Annotated in this window: 16 protein-coding genes; 14 read left to right on the top strand and 2 right to left on the bottom strand. The window is 69.7% G+C overall.

The window, feature by feature from the left end; all coding sequences use genetic code 11:
- Window positions 1-3: 3 nt before the first annotated feature.
- The 3 genes from secF to ACWD4O_RS34045 all read left to right on the top strand — a co-directional run bounded on the left by secF (window position 4) and on the right by ACWD4O_RS34045 (window position 4,389).
- Window positions 4-1,116: a protein translocase subunit SecF gene (secF, locus tag ACWD4O_RS34055; RefSeq protein ID WP_451285841.1), complete on the top strand. Its 1,113-nt coding sequence runs from the start codon at window positions 4-6 to the stop codon at window positions 1,114-1,116.
- The gene (locus tag ACWD4O_RS34050; RefSeq protein WP_450948680.1) at window positions 1,113-1,661 is read left to right on the top strand and encodes an adenine phosphoribosyltransferase; all 549 of its coding nucleotides are present in this window, start codon (window positions 1,113-1,115) and stop codon (window positions 1,659-1,661) included. The genes secF and ACWD4O_RS34050 overlap by 4 nt, the downstream gene beginning before the upstream one ends.
- A 202-nt stretch (window positions 1,662-1,863) precedes the next feature.
- Window positions 1,864-4,389 carry a RelA/SpoT family protein gene (locus ACWD4O_RS34045; RefSeq protein WP_451285839.1) on the top strand — a complete coding sequence of 842 codons (2,526 nt, stop codon included), beginning with the start codon at window positions 1,864-1,866 and terminating at the stop codon, window positions 4,387-4,389.
- A 98-nt stretch (window positions 4,390-4,487) separates the two neighbouring features.
- Here the strand turns inward: ACWD4O_RS34045 and ACWD4O_RS34040 are convergent, their stop codons facing one another.
- Both ACWD4O_RS34040 and ACWD4O_RS34035 read right to left on the bottom strand, forming a co-directional pair.
- Window positions 4,488-5,717 (bottom strand): DUF349 domain-containing protein, encoded by a 1,230-nt coding sequence (locus ACWD4O_RS34040; protein ID WP_451285837.1) that lies wholly within the window; start codon window positions 5,715-5,717, stop codon window positions 4,488-4,490.
- Window positions 5,718-5,884: 167 nt separating this feature from the next.
- Complete coding sequence (locus ACWD4O_RS34035) at window positions 5,885-6,703, bottom strand: peptidylprolyl isomerase (protein WP_451285835.1); 819 nt, start codon at window positions 6,701-6,703, stop codon at window positions 5,885-5,887.
- Window positions 6,704-6,882: 179 nt separating this feature from the next.
- On the opposite strand from ACWD4O_RS34035, the gene ACWD4O_RS34030 reads away from it, so the two are divergent.
- The 11 genes from ACWD4O_RS34030 to ACWD4O_RS33980 all read left to right on the top strand — a co-directional run bounded on the left by ACWD4O_RS34030 (window position 6,883) and on the right by ACWD4O_RS33980 (window position 18,885).
- Window positions 6,883-7,599, top strand: a complete 717-nt coding sequence (locus ACWD4O_RS34030; RefSeq protein WP_451285833.1) for an MBL fold metallo-hydrolase — start codon at window positions 6,883-6,885, stop codon at window positions 7,597-7,599.
- Between the two features lie 13 nt (window positions 7,600-7,612).
- Window positions 7,613-8,875: a histidine--tRNA ligase gene (gene hisS / locus ACWD4O_RS34025; RefSeq protein ID WP_451285831.1), complete on the top strand. Its 1,263-nt coding sequence runs from the start codon at window positions 7,613-7,615 to the stop codon at window positions 8,873-8,875.
- 170 nt (window positions 8,876-9,045) lie between these two features.
- Entirely contained in the window at window positions 9,046-9,705 is a 660-nt protein-coding gene (locus ACWD4O_RS34020; protein ID WP_451285829.1) for a vitamin K epoxide reductase family protein, read from the top strand.
- A 60-nt stretch (window positions 9,706-9,765) separates the two neighbouring features.
- Window positions 9,766-11,121: a replication-associated recombination protein A gene (locus ACWD4O_RS34015; RefSeq protein WP_451285827.1), complete on the top strand. Its 1,356-nt coding sequence runs from the start codon at window positions 9,766-9,768 to the stop codon at window positions 11,119-11,121.
- 319 nt (window positions 11,122-11,440) lie between these two features.
- A complete protein-coding gene (gene rpsD / locus ACWD4O_RS34010) occupies window positions 11,441-12,055 on the top strand; it encodes a 30S ribosomal protein S4 (protein WP_351919125.1) in 615 nt (204 codons plus the stop codon).
- A 145-nt stretch (window positions 12,056-12,200) separates the two neighbouring features.
- Complete coding sequence (locus tag ACWD4O_RS34005) at window positions 12,201-12,638, top strand: DUF948 domain-containing protein (protein WP_351919123.1); 438 nt, start codon at window positions 12,201-12,203, stop codon at window positions 12,636-12,638.
- Between the two features lie 8 nt (window positions 12,639-12,646).
- Complete coding sequence (locus ACWD4O_RS34000; protein WP_450948689.1) at window positions 12,647-12,991, top strand: hypothetical protein; 345 nt, start codon at window positions 12,647-12,649, stop codon at window positions 12,989-12,991.
- Window positions 12,991-15,663, top strand: coding sequence for an alanine--tRNA ligase (gene alaS, locus ACWD4O_RS33995; RefSeq protein ID WP_451285824.1), 2,673 nt, complete (start codon window positions 12,991-12,993; stop codon window positions 15,661-15,663). The genes ACWD4O_RS34000 and alaS overlap by 1 nt, the downstream gene beginning before the upstream one ends.
- A gap of 8 nt (window positions 15,664-15,671) precedes the next feature.
- Entirely contained in the window at window positions 15,672-16,136 is a 465-nt protein-coding gene (ruvX, locus tag ACWD4O_RS33990; RefSeq protein ID WP_451285878.1) for a Holliday junction resolvase RuvX, read from the top strand.
- Window positions 16,137-16,259: 123 nt separating this feature from the next.
- Entirely contained in the window at window positions 16,260-18,047 is a 1,788-nt protein-coding gene (mltG, locus tag ACWD4O_RS33985) for an endolytic transglycosylase MltG (protein ID WP_451285822.1), read from the top strand.
- Window positions 18,028-18,885: a shikimate dehydrogenase gene (locus ACWD4O_RS33980; RefSeq protein ID WP_451285820.1), complete on the top strand. Its 858-nt coding sequence runs from the start codon at window positions 18,028-18,030 to the stop codon at window positions 18,883-18,885. Before mltG ends, ACWD4O_RS33980 begins: the two co-directional genes overlap by 20 nt.
- The last annotated feature ends 174 nt before the right edge of the window (window positions 18,886-19,059 follow it).

Genomic DNA, 19,059 nt, shown 5'->3' with positions numbered 1-19,059 from the left:
GCGATGTCGAAACTCGGTAACCTCGGCGCCCGACTGCACCGTGGCGAGGTCAGCTACGACTTCATCGGCCACCGCAAGCTCTGGTACGGGATCTCGATCCTGATCACCATCACGGCCATCCTCGGCCTGGCGGTGCGCGGCCTGAACATGGGCATCGACTTCCAGGGCGGCGCCGTCTTCACCACCGAGAAGACCAGCGTCTCGGTCTCCCAGGCCGAGGAGTACGCCAAGGAGGCGTCCGGCCATGACGCGGTCGTGCAGAAGCTCGGCAACGGCTCGCTGCGCATCCAGATCGCCGGCATGGACATCAAGCAGTCCAACACGATCAAGGCCGACCTCGCCGAGGACTTCAAGACCGACCCGGAGACGATCACCGCCGAGCTGGTCGGTCCCAGCTGGGGCGACCAGGTCGCCAACAAGGCCTGGCAGGGCCTGGCGATCTTCATGGTCCTGGTCGTGATCTACCTGGCGATCGCCTTCGAGTGGCGGATGGCCATCGCGGCCCTCGTCGCCCTGATCCACGACATCACCATCACGGTCGGCATCTACGCCCTCGTCGGCTTCGAGGTCACGCCCGGCACGGTGATCGGTCTGCTGACCATCCTCGGTTACTCGCTGTACGACACGGTCGTCGTCTTCGACTCCCTCAAGGAACAGACGAAGGACCTCACGAAACAGACTCGCTTCACCTACAGCGAGATCGCCAACCGCTCGATCAACGGCACCCTGGTCCGCTCCATCAACACCACGGTCGTCGCGCTGCTGCCGGTGGCGGGTCTGCTGTTCATCGGCGGCGGCGTCCTCGGCGCGGGCACGCTCAACGACATCTCGCTGTCGCTGTTCGTCGGCCTCGCGGCCGGCGCCTACTCCTCGATCTTCATCGCCACGCCGCTCGTCGCGGACCTCAAGGAGCGCGAGCCGCAGATCAAGGCGCTGAGGAAGCGCGTCCTGGCCAAGCGGGCCCAGGCCACGACCGAGGAGCAGTTCGTCGAGACCCGTGCCACCGACGGCTACGACGACGAGCCGGAGGACGCCGCGGCCGCGGTCGTCGGTCCGCGCAACCAGCCCGCCGCCCGGGGCCGGGGCCGTGGCCGTCCGTCGGGGAAGCGCCGATGACCGAGCTCACCGACCTCAACGGGCTGCTGCTCAGCCGCATCCGTGACGTGGCCGACTACCCGGAGCCGGGAGTGATGTTCAAGGACATCACCCCGCTCCTGGCGGACCCGGCGGCGTTCCACGCGCTCACCGAGGCGTTCGTGGAGATCGCCGAGCGCACCGGCGCCACCAAGGTCGTCGGCCTGGAGGCCCGGGGCTTCATCCTGGGCGCCCCGGTCGCGGTCCGGGCCGGCCTCGGCTTCATCCCCGTGCGCAAGGCGGGCAAGCTCCCCGGCGCGACCCTCGGCCAGGCCTACGACCTGGAGTACGGCTCGGCCGAGATCGAGGTGCACGCGGAGGACCTCAACCCCGGCGACCGTGTGCTGATCGTCGACGACGTCCTGGCCACCGGCGGCACCGCCGAGGCGTCGATCCAGCTCATCCATCGCGCGGGCGCCGAGGTCGCGGGCGTCGCCGTCCTGATGGAGCTGGGCTTCCTGGCCGGCCGCCCCCGGCTGGAGGCGGCTCTCGACGGGGCGCCCCTGGAGGCGCTGCTCACGATCTGAGCACGGTCTCAGGGATCTGAGCACGGTCCGAAAACCGCCGTACGCCAAGCGGGCGGGCCCGGAGGAATCCGGTGCCCGCCCCTTGCGTTTCTCCGGTAGACGGCCCTCACATCGGCCTGAAGGCGATCCTTCGGCCCAGGATCGCTACGATGGGTCCTCCGGAACCTGACCGGGGGACCCGGATCGCGCACGAGGAGCCCTCTTGCCAGACGAGGCCCAGCACCTGACAGCCGCCAAGCCCGAGTCCGCCTCGGGCCCCGCGGCCACGCCCGCGTCGCACGCGAAGGACGACAGCCGTGGGCCGGTCGAGCACGACCGCTCCGCGCCCGTGGACAAGCCGGCCGAGCAGGCACGCCCCAAGCCGGACTCGCCCGAGCGCTCCTCGACCACGCCCGCAGCCCGCCCGGCCGCCGCTCAGCAGCCTCCGCGCTCCGGCTCCTCCAACCGCGTCCGGGCCCGCCTCGCCCGCCTCGGCGTGCAGCGCCAGAACCCGTACAACCCGGTCCTGGAGCCGTTGCTGCGGATAGTGCGCAGCAACGACCCCAAGATCGAGACGGCGACGCTGCGCCAGATCGAGAAGTCCTACCAGGTGGCCGAGCGCTGGCACCGGGGCCAGAAGCGCAAGAGCGGCGACCCGTACATCACGCACCCGCTCGCGGTGACCACGATCCTCGCCGAACTGGGCATGGACCCGGCCACGCTCATGGCGGGCCTGCTGCACGACACCGTCGAGGACACCGAGTACGGCCTGGAGGACCTGCGCCGCGACTTCGGCGACCAGGTCGCCCTGCTCGTCGACGGCGTCACCAAGCTGGACAAGGTCAAGTTCGGCGAGGCCGCGCAGGCCGAGACCGTGCGCAAGATGGTCGTCGCGATGGCCAAGGACCCGCGCGTCCTGGTCATCAAGCTCGCCGACCGGCTGCACAACATGCGCACCATGCGCTACCTCAAGCGCGAGAAGCAGGAGAAGAAGGCGCGCGAGACCCTCGAGATCTACGCGCCCCTCGCCCATCGCCTGGGCATGAACACCATCAAGTGGGAGCTGGAGGACCTCGCCTTCGCGATCCTCTACCCCAAGATGTACGACGAGATCGTCCGGCTGGTGGCCGAGAGGGCACCGAAGCGTGACGAGTATCTGGCCATAGTGACCGACGAGGTCCAGGCCGATCTGCGGGCCGCCCGCATCAAGGCGACCGTCACCGGCCGCCCGAAGCACTACTACAGCGTCTACCAGAAGATGATCGTCCGCGGCCGTGACTTCGCGGAGATCTACGACCTGGTGGGCATCCGCGTCCTCGTGGACACCGTCCGCGACTGCTACGCGGCCCTCGGCACGGTGCACGCGCGCTGGAACCCGGTCCCCGGCCGGTTCAAGGACTACATCGCGATGCCCAAGTTCAACATGTACCAGTCGCTGCACACCACGGTCATCGGCCCCAACGGCAAGCCGGTCGAGCTGCAGATCCGCACCTTCGACATGCACCGCCGCGCCGAGTACGGCATCGCCGCGCACTGGAAGTACAAGCAGGAGGCCGTCGCCGGCGCCTCCAAGGTGCGCTCGGACCAGCCGCGGACCACCGGCAAGGACGACCACCTCAACGACATGGCGTGGCTGCGCCAGCTCCTCGACTGGCAGAAGGAGACCGAGGACCCCGGCGAGTTCCTGGAGTCCCTGCGCTTCGACCTGTCGCGCAACGAGGTCTTCGTCTTCACGCCGAAGGGCGACGTGATAGCGCTGCCGGCCGGCGCCACGCCCGTGGACTTCTCGTACGCGGTGCACACCGAGGTGGGCCACCGCACCATAGGAGCCCGCGTCAACGGCCGTCTCGTGCCGCTGGAGTCGACCCTGGACAACGGCGACCTGGTGGAGGTCTTCACCTCCAAGGCGGCCGGGGCCGGACCGTCCCGGGACTGGCTGAACTTCGTCAAGTCGCCGCGCGCCCGCAACAAGATCAGAGCCTGGTTCTCCAAGGAGCGCCGGGACGAGGCGATCGAGCAGGGCAAGGACGCCATCGCGCGCGCGATGCGCAAGCAGAACCTGCCGATCCAGCGCATCCTCACCGGCGACTCGCTGGTCACGCTCGCGCACGAGATGCGCTACCCGGACATCTCCTCGCTGTACGCGGCGATCGGCGAAGGCCATGTGGCCGCGCAGAACGTCGTGCAGAAGCTGGTGCAGGCCCTCGGCGGCGAGGAGGCGGCCACCGAGGAGATCGACGAGGCGGTCCCGCCGACCCACGGCCGCGGCCGCAAGCGGCGCACCAACCAGGACCCCGGGGTCGTCGTCAAGGGCGTCGACGACGTGTGGGTCAAGCTGGCCCGCTGCTGTACGCCCGTCCCCGGCGACCCGATCATCGGATTCGTCACGCGTGGTAGTGGCGTATCGGTTCACCGCAGCGACTGCGTCAACGTGGAGTCACTGTCCCGTGAGCCGGAGCGCATCCTCGAGGTCGAGTGGGCGCCGACGCAGTCCTCGGTCTTCCTGGTCGCCATCCAGGTCGAGGCCCTCGACCGCTCCCGCCTTCTCTCGGATGTCACCCGGGTCCTGTCCGACCAGCACGTCAACATCCTCTCCGCGGCGGTCCAGACCTCCCGCGACCGGGTGGCCACCTCCCGCTTCACCTTCGAGATGGGCGACCCCAAGCACCTGGGTCACGTCCTGAAGGCCGTACGCGGCGTCGAGGGCGTCTACGACGTGTACCGGGTGACGTCGGCGCGCCGGCCGTAGTCGGTACGCCGGTACGCACGCCGGAACACACGTGAGGGGCCCCGTACACGAGGTACGGGGCCCCTCACGTGACTGTGGCTCGGGTGTCAGCCGGTGTGTCAGCCGCCGAACTCCTCCAGGCCCTTCAGGGCCTGGTCCAGCAGCGCCTGACGGCCCTCGAGCTCCCGCTCCAGCTTGTCGGCCTTCGCGGAGTTGCCCTGGGCACGGGCCTGCTCGATCTGCGTCTTCAGCTTGTCCACGGCGGCCTGGAGCTGACCGGTCAGACCCGCGGCACGCGCGCGTGCCTCCGGGTTCGTCCGGCGCCACTCGGCCTCCTCGGACTCCTGGATCGCCCGCTCCACGGCGTGCATCCGGCCCTCGATCTTCGGCCGGGCGTCCCGCGGGACATGGCCGATGGCCTCCCAGCGCTCGTTGATCGAGCGGAACGCGGCACGCGCCGCCTTCAGCTCCCCGACCGGCAGGAGCTTTTCGGCCTCCTCGGCCAGCTCCTCCTTGAGCTTCAGGTTCTCCGTCTGCTCCGCGTCCCGCTCGGCGAACACCGAGCTGCGGGCGGCGAAGAACACGTCCTGCGCACCGCGGAAGCGGTTCCACAGATCGTCCTCGTGCTCGCGCTGGGCGCGGCCCGCCGCCTTCCACTCCGCCATCAGCTCGCGGTAGCGCGCCGCCGTCGGACCCCAGTCCGTGGAGCCGGACAGCCCCTCGGCCTCGGAGACCAGCCGCTCCTTGACCCGGCGGGCGTCCTCGCGCTGCGCGTCCAGCTGCGCGAAGTGCGCCTTGCGGCGCTTGGAGAACGCCGAGCGGGCGTGCGAGAAGCGGTGCCACAGCTCGTCGTCCGACTTGCGGTCCAGCCGCGGCAGACCCTTCCAGGTGTCCACCAGGGAGCGCAGCCGCTCACCGGCGGCCCGCCACTGGTCGGACTGCGCCAGCTGCTCCGCCTCGGTGACGAGGTCCTCCTTGGCCTTGCGGGCCTCGTCGGACTGCTTGGCGCGCTGCTGCTTGCGCTCCTCGCGGCGCGACTCGACGGTCGCCACCAGCTTGTCCAGCCGGTCCTTCAGCGCCTGGAGATCGCCGACCGCGTGGTGCGCGTCGACCTGCTCGCGGATGTGGTCGATCGCGACCTGCGCGTCCTTGGCCGACAGATCGGTGGTCTGCACTCGCTTCTCGAGGAGGCCGATCTCGACAACCAGGCCCTCGTACTTGCGCTCGAAGTAGGCCAGTGCTTCCTCGGGGGAGCCTGCCTGCCAGGAACCGACCACCTGCTCGCCGTCGGCCGTACGCACGTACACGGTCCCCGTCTCGTCGACGCGGCCCCACGGGTCGCTGCTCACAGCGCCTCCTCCACATGATGCCTCCGAGGGGCTTCAGCGCCCCTGGGCATCGTCCACAGTTTCGTCACGGCCAACATAGGCGACCGGCGGGCCGCCTGTCCGCATCCAGCGCGACCGAAATTGCGCAGTTGACCGCCCCTTGTCGTCAGGTTGTCTTCAGGTCGTCGTCAGGATTTCGTGACCGCCGCCTTGTTGATCACGACCGTCGCGTTCGGGGCTCCGTCACCGGCGCCGGTGTTCTCGCCCGCGGCGGCGATCTTCTGCAGAACCTTCATGCCGTCGGCCGACACCGTGCCGAACGGGGTGTAGCTGGGCGGCAGCTGGCTGTCCTGGTAGACGAGGAAGAACTGGCTGCCGCCGGTGTGCGCCTGACCGGTGTTGGCCATCGCGACCGTGCCCGCCGGGTAGACGTTGTCCTTGAGGCTGGTGTCCTTCAGGTTCTCGTCCGGGATGGTGTAGCCCGGACCGCCGCTGCCCTGGCCCGTCGGGTCGCCGCACTGCAGCACATAGATGCCGTTGGTGGTGAGCCGGTGGCACTTGGTGTGGTCGAAGTAGCCCTTGCCGGCGAGGAAGCTGAACGAGTTCACCGTGTGCGGCGCGGCCTTCGCCTTCAGGGCTATGCCGATGTCACCGCAGGTGGTCGCCAGCGTCATCGTGTACTTCGCCGACGCGTCGATGGTGACCGTCGGCTCCTTCTTCCAGGTCTCCGTCTTGATCGCGCCGGCGGCGGCCTTCTCGCACGGGTCCTTCGCGGCGCTGGGCGTCGCGGACGGCGTCGTCTCCGAGCTCGCGTTCGCCTTGTCGTCGTCGTCCTTCAGGACGCCCGTCGTGTACAGCGCCAGGCTGCCGATGATGATCACGCCGAGCACCGACGCGATCACCGAGTTGCGTACACGCGCCTTGCGCCGGGCGCTGGTGCGCCGCTGCTGCTGCCGCAAGAACTTCTCCCGGGCGAGCTGACGCTTCCGCTGTTCCTGGGTGACCACCGGGTTTTCTCCTCGTGCGTCTCGTACGTCGACTGGGACGCGTGCGTCTTGTGAGCCGACAGCCTGCGTGTGTCCCGTACCGTATATGGGTTCGCTGAGGAAACGGCAGCGCCGGTAGGCTCTGACCACTGGCGCAGCCGCCAGAAGCCCACGCGTATCGACACAAACGAAGGACGATCGTGCTCATTGCCGGGTTCCCCGCCGGCGCCTGGGGGACGAACTGTTATCTCGTCGCCCCCGCCGCGGGCGAGGAGTGCGTGATCATCGACCCGGGCCACCAGGCGGCCCCCGGAGTCGAGGAAGCGATTGCGAAGCATCGGCTGAAGCCCGTCGCCGTCGTCCTCACCCACGGCCACCTCGACCATGTGGCCTCGGTCGTCCCGGTGTGCGGCGCGCACGACGTGCCCGCCTGGATCCACCCCGAGGACCGCTACATGATGAGCGACCCCGAGAAGGCGCTGGGCCGGTCCATCGGGATGCCGCTGATGGGCGAGCTGACCGTGGGGGAGCCGGACGACGTCCGGGAGCTGACCGACGGCGTCCGGCTGGACCTGGCGGGCCTGGAGTTCTCCGTCGCGCACGCGCCGGGCCATACCAGGGGGTCGGTGACCTTCCGGATGCCCGAGACGGCCGACGTCCCGTCGGTCTTCTTCTCCGGGGATCTGCTGTTCGCCGGCTCCATCGGACGCACCGACCTGCCCGGCGGCGACATGGCCGAGATGCTCGACTCGCTGGCCCGTGTGTGCCTGCCGCTCGAGGACTCGACCGTGGTGCTGTCCGGCCACGGCCCCCAGACGACCATCGGCCAGGAACGCGCCGCCAACCCGTATCTGCGGCAGGTGGCGGCCGCCGGCCAGGGAGCGGGTTCGCCCACCCCTCCCCGACGAGGAATGTGACGAGAGACCTTCCGTGAGCACCTTTCAGGCCCCCAAGGGCACGTACGACCTGATTCCGCCGGACAGCGCCAAGTTCCTGGCCGTCCGCGAGGCGATCGCCGCGCCGCTGCGCAACTCCGGCTACGGCTACGTCGAGACGCCCGGCTTCGAGAACGTCGAGCTGTTCGCGCGCGGTGTCGGCGAGTCGACCGACATCGTGACGAAGGAGATGTACGCCTTCGAGACCAAGGGCGGCGACAAGCTCGCGCTGCGCCCCGAGGGCACGGCCTCCGTGCTGCGCGCCGCCCTCGAGGCCAACCTGCACAAGACGGGCAACCTGCCGGTCAAGCTCTGGTACTCCGGCTCGTACTACCGCTACGAGCGCCCCCAGAAGGGCCGTTACCGGCACTTCTCCCAGGTCGGCGCCGAGGCGATCGGCGCGGAGGACCCGGCGCTGGACGCCGAGCTGATCATCCTGGCCGACCAGGCGTACCGCACGCTGGGCCTGAGGAACTTCCGCATCCTGCTCAACTCGCTGGGCGACAAGGAGTGCCGTCCGGTGTACCGGGAGGCGCTGCAGACCTTCCTGCGGGGCCTGGACCTCGACGAGGACACCCTGCGCCGCGCGGAGATCAACCCGCTCCGGGTGCTCGACGACAAGCGCGAGTCGGTGCAGAAGCAGCTCGGCGACGCCCCGCTGCTGCGCGACTACCTGTGCGACGCCTGCAAGGCGTACCACGAGGAGGTCCGCGAGCTGATCACCGCGGCCGGCGTCGCCTTCGAGGACGACCCGAAGCTGGTGCGCGGCCTGGACTACTACACCCGTACGACCTTCGAGTTCGTCCACGACGGACTGGGCTCCCAGTCCGCGGTGGGCGGCGGCGGCCGCTACGACGGCCTCTCCGAGATGCTCGGCGGCCCCGCGCTGCCCTCGGTGGGCTGGGCCCTGGGCGTCGACCGCACGGTGCTGGCGCTGGAGGCGGAGGGCGTGGAGCTCGAAATGCCCGCCTCGACCTCCGTGTTCGCGGTCCCGCTGGGCGAGGAGGCCCGCCGGGTGCTCTTCGCGAAGGTCACCGAGCTGCGCAAGCTCGGCGTCGCCGCCGACTTCTCCTACGGCGCCAAGGGGCTCAAGGGCGCGATGAAGAGCGCCAACCGCAGCGGCGCCCGCTACACGATCGTCGCGGGCGAACGCGACCTGGCCGAGGGCGTCGTCCAGCTCAAGGACATGCAGTCCGGGGAGCAGACGGCGATCGGCGTCAACGAGATCGTGGCAGAACTGGAGTCGAGGCTGGGCTAGGGCCCCGCCGCACGCCGGGCGTCACCGGTTTCGGCAGGTGGCCGGAACCGAACGCCCGGCGGCTGCCGCACGTACGTCCTTATGTCCACCGAACGGTGGACGGACGGCCTCGTGCGGCACAATGGCCCCAGCCCGAAGATGGTCCAACTCTCAAGTGACGGATCGGCGTGATGAGCAAGACGACAGTCAAAGACGTCTCCACGGAGTCCGAGCCCGAGCGCGTCGCCGCGTCCGAGCCCCGGACGGTGGGCGGCAGCCGTGCGTTCGCGATCCTGCTGCTGATCACCGGCGCGGCCGGTCTGCTCGCCGCGTGGGTCATCACGGTCGACAAGTTCAAGATCCTCGAAGGCAAGGTGGACGGCAAGACGTTCACCCCCAGCTGCAGCATCAACCCGATCGTGTCCTGCGGCAGCGTCATGGAGAGCAAGCAGGCCGCCGCCTTCGGCTTCCCCAACCCGATGCTCGGCCTGGTCTGCTACGGGATCGTCATCTGCGTCGGCATGAGCCTGCTGACCCGGGCCCGGTTCCCCCGCTGGTACTGGCTGACGTTCAACTTCGGCACGCTCTTCGGCGTGGTCTTCTGCACCTGGCTGCAGTACCAGTCCCTGTACAAGATCAACGCCCTGTGCCTGTGGTGCTCGCTGGCCTGGGTCGCGACGATCACCATGTTCTGGTACGTCACCTCGTTCAACGTGCGCAACGACCTCCTGCCCGCCCCGAGCTGGCTGAAGCGGTTCTTCGGCGAGTTCACCTGGGTCCTGCCGGCCACCCACGTCGGCATCATCGGCATGCTGATCCTGACCCGCTGGGGCGCCGACCTCTGGGCCTGAGCCCGGCGGCGGACCACGTGCCCGGCGGGACTGTCGGACCCCTGACGTAGGCTCCGACGTGTGGAGCCCGACCTGTTCACCGCCGCAGCCGAAGCACGCCAGGAGAAGGACCCCGCAGGGAGCCCCCTGGCGGTCCGGATGCGCCCGCGCACCCTCGACGAGGTGGTGGGCCAGCAGCACCTGCTGAAGCCGGGCTCACCCCTGCGCCGCCTGGTCGGCGACGGCGGCAAGGGCCCGGCCGGCCCCTCCTCGGTGATCCTCTGGGGCCCGCCCGGCACCGGGAAGACGACGTTGGCGTACGTCGTCTCCAAGGCCACCGACAAGCGGTTCGTGGAGCTGTCGGCGATCACCGCGGGCGTCAAGGAGGTCCGCGCGGTCATCGACGGCGCCCGCCGCGCCATCGGCGGCTTCGGCAAGGAGACCGTCCTCTTCCTCGACGAGATCCACCGCTTCAGCAAGGCCCAGCAGGACTCCCTCCTGCCGGCCGTCGAGAACCGCTGGGTGACGCTGATCGCGGCGACCACCGAGAACCCGTACTTCTCGGTCATCTCGCCGCTCCTCTCCCGCTCGCTCCTGCTCACCCTCGAACCCCTCACGGACGGCGACCTCCGCGACCTCGTCAGGCGGGCGCTGGCCGACGACCGCGGCCTGAAGCGGGCCGTCACGCTCCCCGAGGACACCGAGGCCCACCTCCTGCGCATCGCCGGCGGCGACGCCCGCCGCGCCCTGACGGCCCTGGAGGCGGCCGCCGGCGCCGCCCTCGACCAGGACGAGACCGAGATCAGCCTCAAGACGCTGGAACAGACGGTCGACCGCGCGGCGGTGAAGTACGACCGCGACGGCGACCAGCACTACGACGTCGCCAGCGCCCTCATCAAGTCCATCCGCGGTTCGGACGTCGACGCGGCCCTGCACTACCTGGCCCGCATGGTCGAGGCCGGCGAGGACCCCCGCTTCATCGCCCGCCGGCTGATGATCTCCGCCAGCGAGGACATCGGCCTCGCCGATCCGGGCGCCCTGCCCCTCGCGGTGGCCGCCGCCCAGGCCGTCGCCATGATCGGCTTCCCCGAGGCCGCGCTCACCCTCAGCCATGTCACCATCGCGCTCGCCCTGGCCCCCAAGTCCAACGCCGCGACGACGGCGATCGGCGCCGCCCTGGAAGACGTCCGCAAGGGACTGGCCGGCCCCGTCCCGCCGCATCTGCGGGACGGGCACTACAAGGGCGCCGCCAAGCTGGGGCACGCCCAGGGGTACGTGTATCCGCACGACCTGCCCGAGGGCATCGCCGCCCAGCAGTACGCGCCGGACGCGATCGACGGCCGGGAGTACTACGCGCCCACCCGGCACGGCGCCGAGGCCCGCTACGCGGACGCGGTCGAGTGGACCAGAGCGCACCTCGGTCGCAAGGGCTCCTGAGCACCCTGTAGACTCGCCCGAAGTGCTGCGTCCTGTGCCGTCAGAACAGGACAGTCAGCCGGAGCCCCGGTCCTCGGATCCCTGGTCCATGGATCGGCTCCAGGAGCGTCGCGCACCGGTCGAACGGTGTCGCGGGCAGCCCACCACCACCCGGAGCTCCGGGAACGGTCGGTGGGCAACTCGCGTGCTGCACGTATGTGCCCAGACCAAGGGGAGCGGCTGCCCGACAGGTCCCTTGCGGACCGGCGGGTTTCCCCGGCTGCGGATGCGACCTCCCTTAACCCTGACAAGCCGGAAATTCAGGAAAGAGAAGAACACAGTGGCGAATCAGTCCCGCCCCAAGGTCAAGAAGTCGCGTGCCCTCGGCATCGCGCTGACCCCGAAGGCCGTCAAGTACTTCGAGGCCCGCCCCTACCCGCCGGGCGAGCACGGTCGCGGCCGCAAGCAGAACTCGGACTACAAGGTCCGTCTGCTCGAGAAGCAGCGTCTGCGCGCGCAGTACGACGTGTCCGAGCGCCAGCTCGTGCGCGCCTACGAGCGTGCCTCCAAGGTCCAGGGCAAGACCGGTGAGGCCCTGATCATCGAGCTCGAGCGCCGTCTCGACGCGCTGGTCCTGCGTTCGGGCATCGCCCGCACGATCTACCAGGCCCGCCAGATGGTCGTCCACGGCCACATCGAGGTCAACGGCCAGAAGGTCGACAAGCCGTCCTTCCGCGTCAAGCCCGACGACGTCGTGATGGTCCGTGAGCGCAGCCGCGAGAAGACCCTCTTCTCCATCTCCCGTGAGGGCGGCTTCGCCCCCGACGGCGAGACCCCGCGCTACCTCCAGGTGAACCTCCGCGCCCTGGCCTTCCGCCTGGACCGCGAGCCGAACCGCAAGGAGATCCCGGTGATCTGCGACGAGCAGCTCGTCGTCGAGTACTACGCACGCTGATCTCCGCGAAGGCCCGCCGGCCGCCTGCCCCTCGGGGCGGGCGACGGCGGGCCTTCGCACACCCCTAATCCGGTACGGATCGCCGGGTCCGGCGCGATAGGCTCAGCGCCAGAGATAGGTGACATCACTGCAAGGAGAGTGCCAGGTGTCCGGTGGAGAAGTGGCCGGGATCCTGGTGGCCGTCTTCTGGGCGATCCTGGTCTCCTTCCTGGCCGTCGCGCTGGCGAGGCTGGCCCAGACGCTCAGGGCGACCACCAAGCTGGTCGCGGACGTGACCGAGCAGGCCGTCCCGCTGCTGGCCGACGCCTCCGCGGCGGTGCGCTCCGCACAGACCCAGATCGACCGGGTCGACTCCATCGCCTCCGACGTCCAGGAGGTCACGTCGAACGCCTCCGCGCTCTCGACGACCGTCGCCTCCACCTTCGGCGGCCCCCTGGTGAAGGTCGCCGCCTTCGGGTACGGCGTCCGCCGCGCCCTGGGCCGGAAGGACGACGCGCCCGCCAGGGAGCCCCGGCGTACCGTGATCGTGGGCCGTACGGTCTCCCGGCGGGAGAAGCGCAAGCCCCGTGGAAAGAGGGACTGAGACCAGCGATGTTCCGCCGCACCTTCTGGTTCACCACGGGCGTCGCCGCCGGTGTCTGGGCCACCACCAAGGTCAACCGCAAGCTCAGGCAGCTGACCCCCGAGAGCCTCGCCGCGACCGCGGCCAACAAGGCGCTCGAGACGGGAGCACGCCTCAAGGACCGCGCGGTCGGCTTCGCGCTCGACGTCCGCGACAACATGGCTCAGCGGGAGGCGGAACTCGAGGACGCGCTCGGCATCCACGAGGACCCCGCACTCCCCGGCCCCCGGCGGTACGCCGCCATCGAGAACAGCAAGCACACGACGTACGTCGAGACCACGACGCACCCGTACGACCGGAATGAGGACCACTGATGGAGTCGGCCGAGATTCGCCGCCGCTGGCTGAGCTTCTACGAGGAGCGCGGGCACACCGTCGTCCCTTCGGCGTCGCTCATCGCGGACGACCCGACTCTGCTCCTCGTCCCGGCCGGCATGGTCCCCTTCAAGCCGTACTTCCTCGGTGAGGTCAAGCCGCCGTGGTCGCGCGCCACCAGCGTGCAGAAGTGCGTCCGCACGCCCGACATCGAAGAGGTCGGCAAGACCACCCGTCACGGCACGTTCTTCCAGATGTGCGGCAACTTCTCCTTCGGCGACTACTTCAAGGAAGGCGCCATCACCTACGCCTGGGAGCTGCTCACCACGCCCCAGGACAAGGGTGGCTACGGGCTCGACCCCGAGCGTCTGTGGATCACGGTCTACCTCGACGACGACGAGGCCGAGACCATCTGGCGCGACAAGATCGGCGTCCCCGCCGAGCGCATCCAGCGCCTCGGCATGAAGGACAACTACTGGTCCATGGGCGTCCCCGGCCCCTGCGGACCCTGTTCCGAGATCAACTACGACCGCGGCCCCGAGTTCGGCGTCGAGGGCGGCCCCGCCGTCAACGACGAGCGGTACGTGGAGATCTGGAACCTCGTCTTCATGCAGTACGAGCGCGGCGAGGGCATCGGCAAGGACAACTTCGAGATCCTGGGCGACCTGCCGAGCAAGAACATCGACACGGGCCTCGGCATGGAGCGCCTCGCCATGATTCTGCAGGGCGTGCAGAACATGTACGAGATCGACACCTCCATGGCCGTCATCAAGAAGGCCACCGAGCTGACCGGCGTCGAGTACGGCAAGGCCCACGACTCGGACGTCTCGCTGCGCGTGGTCACCGACCACATGCGCACCTCCGTGATGCTCATCGGCGACGGCGTCACCCCCGGCAACGAGGGCCGCGGCTACGTCCTGCGCCGGATCATGCGCCGCGCCATCCGCAACATGCGCCTGCTCGGCGCGTCCGGTCCGGTCGTCCTGGACCTCGTCGACACCGTGATCGGCATGATGGGCCAGCAGTACCCGGAGCTGATCACCGAGCGCGAGCGCATCGAGAAGGTCGCCGTCGCCGAGGAGAACGCCTTCCTCAAGACGCTGAAGGCCGGCACCAACATCCTCGACACCGCCGTCACCGAGACCAAGCAGTCCGGTGGCAGTGTCCTGGCCGGCGACAAGGCGTTCCTGCTCCACGACACCTGGGGCTTCCCGATCGACCTCACCCTCGAGATGGCCGCCGAGCAGGGGCTGTCCGTGGACGAGGACGGCTTCCGCCGTCTGATGAAGGAGCAGCGGGAGCGCGCCAAGGCCGACGCCCAGGCCAAGAAGACCGGCCACGCCGGGACCGGCGCCTACCGGGAGATCGCCGACAAGGCCGGCGAGACCGAGTTCTTCGGCTACTCGGACACCGAGGGCGAGTCCACGGTCGTCGGGATCCTCGTCGACGGCGTCTCCTCCCCGGCCGCCACCGAGGGCGACGAGGTCGAGATCGTCCTCGACCGCACCCCGTTCTACGCCGAGGGCGGCGGCCAGATCGGCGACACCGGCCGTATCAAGGTGGGCTCCGGCGCCGTCGTCGAGATCCGCGACACCCAGAAGCCGGTCCCGGGCGTCTACGTCCACAAGGGCGTCGTCCAGGTCGGCGAGGTGACCGTCGGCGATTCGGTGCACGCCTCGATCGACTCCCGTCGCCGCACCGCCATCGCCCGCGCCCACTCGGCCACCCACCTCACCCACCAGGCCCTGCGCGACGCGCTCGGCCCGACGGCCGCCCAGGCCGGTTCCGAGAACCAGCCCGGCCGCTTCCGCTTCGACTTCGGCTCCCCGGCCGCCGTTCCGACGGCTGTGATGACCGACGTCGAGCAGAAGATCAACGAGGTGCTCGCCCGCGACCTGGACGTCCGCGCCGACGTCATGGGCATCGACGAGGCCAAGAAGCAGGGCGCCATCGCCGAGTTCGGCGAGAAGTACGGCGAGCGGGTCCGTGTGGTGACCATCGGCGACTTCTCCAAGGAGCTGTGCGGCGGCACCCATGTGCACAACACCTCCCAGCTGGGTCTGGTGAAGCTGCTCGGCGAGTCGTCGATCGGCTCGGGCGTGCGCCGGATCGAGGCCCTCGTCGGCGTCGACGCCTACAACTTCCTCGCCCGTGAGCACACGGTCGTCGCCCAGCTCCAGGAGTTGATCAAGGGGCGTCCGGAGGAGCTCCCGGAGCGGGTCTCCGCCATGCTCGGCAAGCTGAAGGACGCCGAGAAGGAGATCGAGAAGTTCCGCGCGGAGAAGGTGCTCCAGGCCGCCGCCGGACTTGTCGAGTCCGCCAAGGACGTCCACGGGATCGCCGTCGTCACCGGTCAGGTCCCGGACGGCACCGCCCCCGACGACCTGCGCAAGCTGGTCCTCGACGTGCGCGGTCGCATCCAGGGCGGACGGGCCGCCGTGGTCGCCCTGTTCGCGGTCAACAACGGCAAGCCGCTGACGGTCATCGCCACCAACGAGGCCGCCCGCGAGCGCGGTCTCAAGGCCGGCGAGCTGGTCCGCACGGCCGCCAAGACCCTCGGCGGCGGCGGTGGCGGCAAGCCGGACGTCGCCCAGGGCGGCGGCCAGAACCCGGCCGCCGTCGGCGAGGCCGTCGACGCGGTCGAGCGGCTCGTGGCGGAAACGGCCAAGTGAGTCACCCGATGCGCAAGGGCCGTCGGCTCGCGATCGACGTCGGGGACGCCCGGATCGGGGTCGCCTCGTGCGACCCCGACGGGATCCTCGCCACTCCGGTGGAGACGGTCCCCGGCCGGGATCTTCCGGCAGCTCATCGCCGCCTTCGGCAACTGGTCGAGGAGTACGAGCCGATCGAGGTCGTCGTGGGTCTTCCGCGTTCCCTCAAGGGGGGCGAGGGCCCGGCCGCGGTAAAGGTTCGGGGCTTCGCCCAGGAGCTCGCGAAGGGCATCGCGCCGATCGCGGTGCGGCTCGTCGACGAGCGGATGACGACCGTGACGGCCAGTCAGGGACTGCGCGCCTCGGGCGTGAAGTCGAAGAAGGGCCGTGCGGTCATCGACCAGGCAGCCGCTGTGATCATCCTTCAGCAGGCACTGGAATCCGAACGGGTGTCAGGTAAAGCACCGGGCGAGGGCGTCGAAGTGGTCATCTGATCGCGATACGGTAACGTTCCGCGCGATGCGGTGCTGTTCGAACAGTCGCCGCACAGAGAGAGGCGGAACGGTGACGGGCCCGCGAAGGCCGCGTGATCGCCGCCTCGCGGCTCTAGGGGATCGATGACTGAGTATGGCCGGGGCCCAGGCTCCGAACCGTGGCATCCGGAGGACCCGTTGTTCGGGGACGGCGGATGGGAAGGGCAGCAGGCCCCCACGGGTCATCAGCCTGCCTACGGCGGCCAGCAGCAGCACCACTACCCGCAGCAGCAGCCTCAGCAGCCGGAGTACGGCGACTGGGGCCACGGACAGGCGCAGCAGTACGACCAGCAGCAGTACCAACAGCAGTACGAGCAGCAGCAGTACGACCCGCAGTACCAGGGCTACGACCAGCAGCAGTACGGGGACCAGGGTCAGCAGCAGTACGTAGACCCGAACCAGCAGGCCTACCACGAGGGTTACCCGGAGGGCGGCTGGGACGGCACGGGCACTCATGCCCATGTCCCGTACGCGGCCGACCCCGGCGACCCCTACGGCCAGCAGGCCGCGGCCTACGGCGCGCAGCAGCCCGACTTCTACGGCACCCCGGACGCCTACCCGCCTCCGGAGCCGCCCGCCCGGCGGCGTGCCGAGCCCGAACCGGATCCCGCGCCCGAAGCGGCGCCGGATCCCGAGTCGGAGCAGAGAACTGACTGGGATCCGGGTCCGGACCAGGGCGAGCACGCCTTCTTCGCGGGCGGCGGGGCCGAGGACGACGAGGACGACGACGAGGCGGAGCCCGGGAGTCGGCGGGGCCGGGGCGGCAAAGGCGCCAAGGCCACGAAGAGCAAGAAGAGCCGCAGCGGCTGTGCCTGTCTGGTCGTCGTGCTGGTGTTCGGCGGGGGCATCGCGGGCGTCGGCTACTTCGGCTACGACTTCTACCAGAATCGTTACGGCGCGGCTCCGGACTACGCGGGCGAGGGCACGAGCGAGTCCGTGAGCGTGGAGGTTCCCAAGGGATCCGGCGGCGCCGCCATCGGCCGGCTGCTGAAGGACGCCGGGGTCGTGAAGAGCGTGGACGCGTTCGTCTCCGCGTTCACGAGCAATGCCGAAGCGGACGGCATCCAGGCGGGCGCGTACATCCTGAAGAAGGAGATGTCCGCGAAGAGCGCCGTCGCGATGATGCTCGACCCGAAGAGCCAGGCCAATGTGGTGGTCACGCCCGGCCAGCGCAACATCGCCGTCTACAAGGTCATCGACACGAAACTCGGCCTTTCCGCCGGTACCACCAAAAAGGTCGCGGAAAGCAAGTTTCAGACGCTCGGGCTGCCCAAGTGGGCGAATGACAACGATGACATCAAGGACCCGCTGGAGGGCTTCCTCCTGCCCGGCACCTACGGCGCGGCCAAGGGCATGAAGCCGGAGGCGGTCCTCAAGTCGATGGTCGCCCGCGCCAACGAGGCGTACGCCGGGTACGACCTCGAGGCCAAGGCCAAGACGCTCAAACTCGACAGTCCGCTGCAGGTGATCACGGTCGCCAGCCTTGTCCAGGCCGAGGGCAAGACCAGCGACGACTACCGCAGGATGGCCGAGGTCATCTACAACCGCCTCGATCTCGCGAACCCCCAGACATACGGCTTCCTGCAGTTCGACTCGACCTTCAATTACGCGAAGAACGAGAGCAACATCGAAATCAGCGAGTCGGAGATCAACAAGGACAAGGACCCGTACAACACCTACACCCGCAAGGGCCTGCCGCCGGGCCCGATCGGAAATCCCGGCGACGTGGCGATCAAGGCGACGCTGAATCCGACCGACGAGGGCTGGTACTACTTCGTGGCGACCGACGGCGTGAGCAAGACCGAATTCGCCAAGACGCACGAAGAATTCCTGAAACTCAAGGACAAGTTCGATGAGAGCACGGGCAACTGACGCCCGCCGGGCCGCGGTACTGGGCAGCCCCATCGCCCACTCCCTCTCACCGGCGCTGCACCGCGCCGCGTACGACGCGCTGGAACTCGGCGGCTGGACCTACGACCGCTTCGACGTCGACGAGGCGGCTCTGCCCGCCTTCGTCGACGGGCTCGGCGCCGAGTGGGCCGGTCTCTCGCTGACCATGCCGCTGAAGCGTGCCGTCATCCCGCTGCTCGACGAGATCAGCGAGACGGCGGCCTCCGTCGAGGCCGTCAACACCCTCGTCCTCACCGATGACGGCCGACGGCTCGGCGACAACACCGACATCCCCGGCATGGTCGCCGCCCTGCGCGAGCGCGGGATCGAACAGGTCGACTCGGCCGCGATCCTCGGCGCGGGCGCCACCGCGTCCTCCGCGCTGGCCGCCCTGTCCAGGGTCTGCACCGGCGAGATCGTCGCCTATGTGCGCAGCGCGGCCCGCGCCGCCGAGATGCGGCAGTGGGGCGAGCGGCTCGACGTCGAGGTCCGGATCGCGGACTGGACGGACGCCGCCGACGCCCTGCGCTTCCCGTTGGTCGTCGCGACCACCCCGGCCCAGGCCACCGACGCCCTCGCCGCCGCGGTGCCGGAACGCCCCGCCACCCTCTTCGACGTGCTCTACGACCCCTGGCCGACCGAGCTGGCCGCCCGCTGGTCCATGTTCGGCGGCGCCGTCGTCGGCGGGCTCGACCTGCTCGTGCACCAGGCGGTGCTCCAGGTGGAGCAGATGACCGGACGCGCCCCGGCCCCCGTGGAGGCCATGCGCAAGGCCGGCGAACACGCCCTCGCCGCCCGCCGGACGCACGAAGAACCATGACCACGGCGGACCGCAAGAGCGCCCCGCCAGGTGGTGCTTTCAGGTTCCTGCCGTCCGGTTGCTGGACCGGCGACCGGTTCCGGAGCCGGGACGTGGGAGGATCGGAGGCGGCGGGCCAGGGCCGCGCACCAGGTCACGCCGACGACGTACGCGAGGACGCGCGTGCGGCAGGGC

It is taken from the genome of Streptomyces sp. NPDC002623 (genome assembly GCF_053592635.1).
The sequence above is the reverse complement of the archived record's forward strand: the minus strand, read 5'-3'. Positions and strand labels throughout refer to the sequence as shown.

Bases quoted from the DNA above. Each gene is read 5' to 3' on its own strand.
- secF (WP_451285841.1), top strand. From the start codon at position 4: ATGTCGAAACTCGGTAACCTCGGCGCCCGACTGCACCGTGGCGAGGTC.
- ACWD4O_RS34050 (WP_450948680.1), top strand. From the start codon at position 1,113: ATGACCGAGCTCACCGACCTCAACGGGCTGCTGCTCAGCCGCATCCGT.
- ACWD4O_RS34020 (WP_451285829.1), top strand. From the start codon at position 9,046: ATGAGCAAGACGACAGTCAAAGACGTCTCCACGGAGTCCGAGCCCGAG.
- ACWD4O_RS34000 (WP_450948689.1), top strand. From the start codon at position 12,647: ATGTTCCGCCGCACCTTCTGGTTCACCACGGGCGTCGCCGCCGGTGTC.
- alaS (WP_451285824.1), top strand. From the start codon at position 12,991: ATGGAGTCGGCCGAGATTCGCCGCCGCTGGCTGAGCTTCTACGAGGAG.
- ruvX (WP_451285878.1), top strand. From the start codon at position 15,672: ATGCGCAAGGGCCGTCGGCTCGCGATCGACGTCGGGGACGCCCGGATC.
- mltG (WP_451285822.1), top strand. From the start codon at position 16,260: ATGACTGAGTATGGCCGGGGCCCAGGCTCCGAACCGTGGCATCCGGAG.
- ACWD4O_RS33980 (WP_451285820.1), top strand. From the start codon at position 18,028: ATGAGAGCACGGGCAACTGACGCCCGCCGGGCCGCGGTACTGGGCAGC.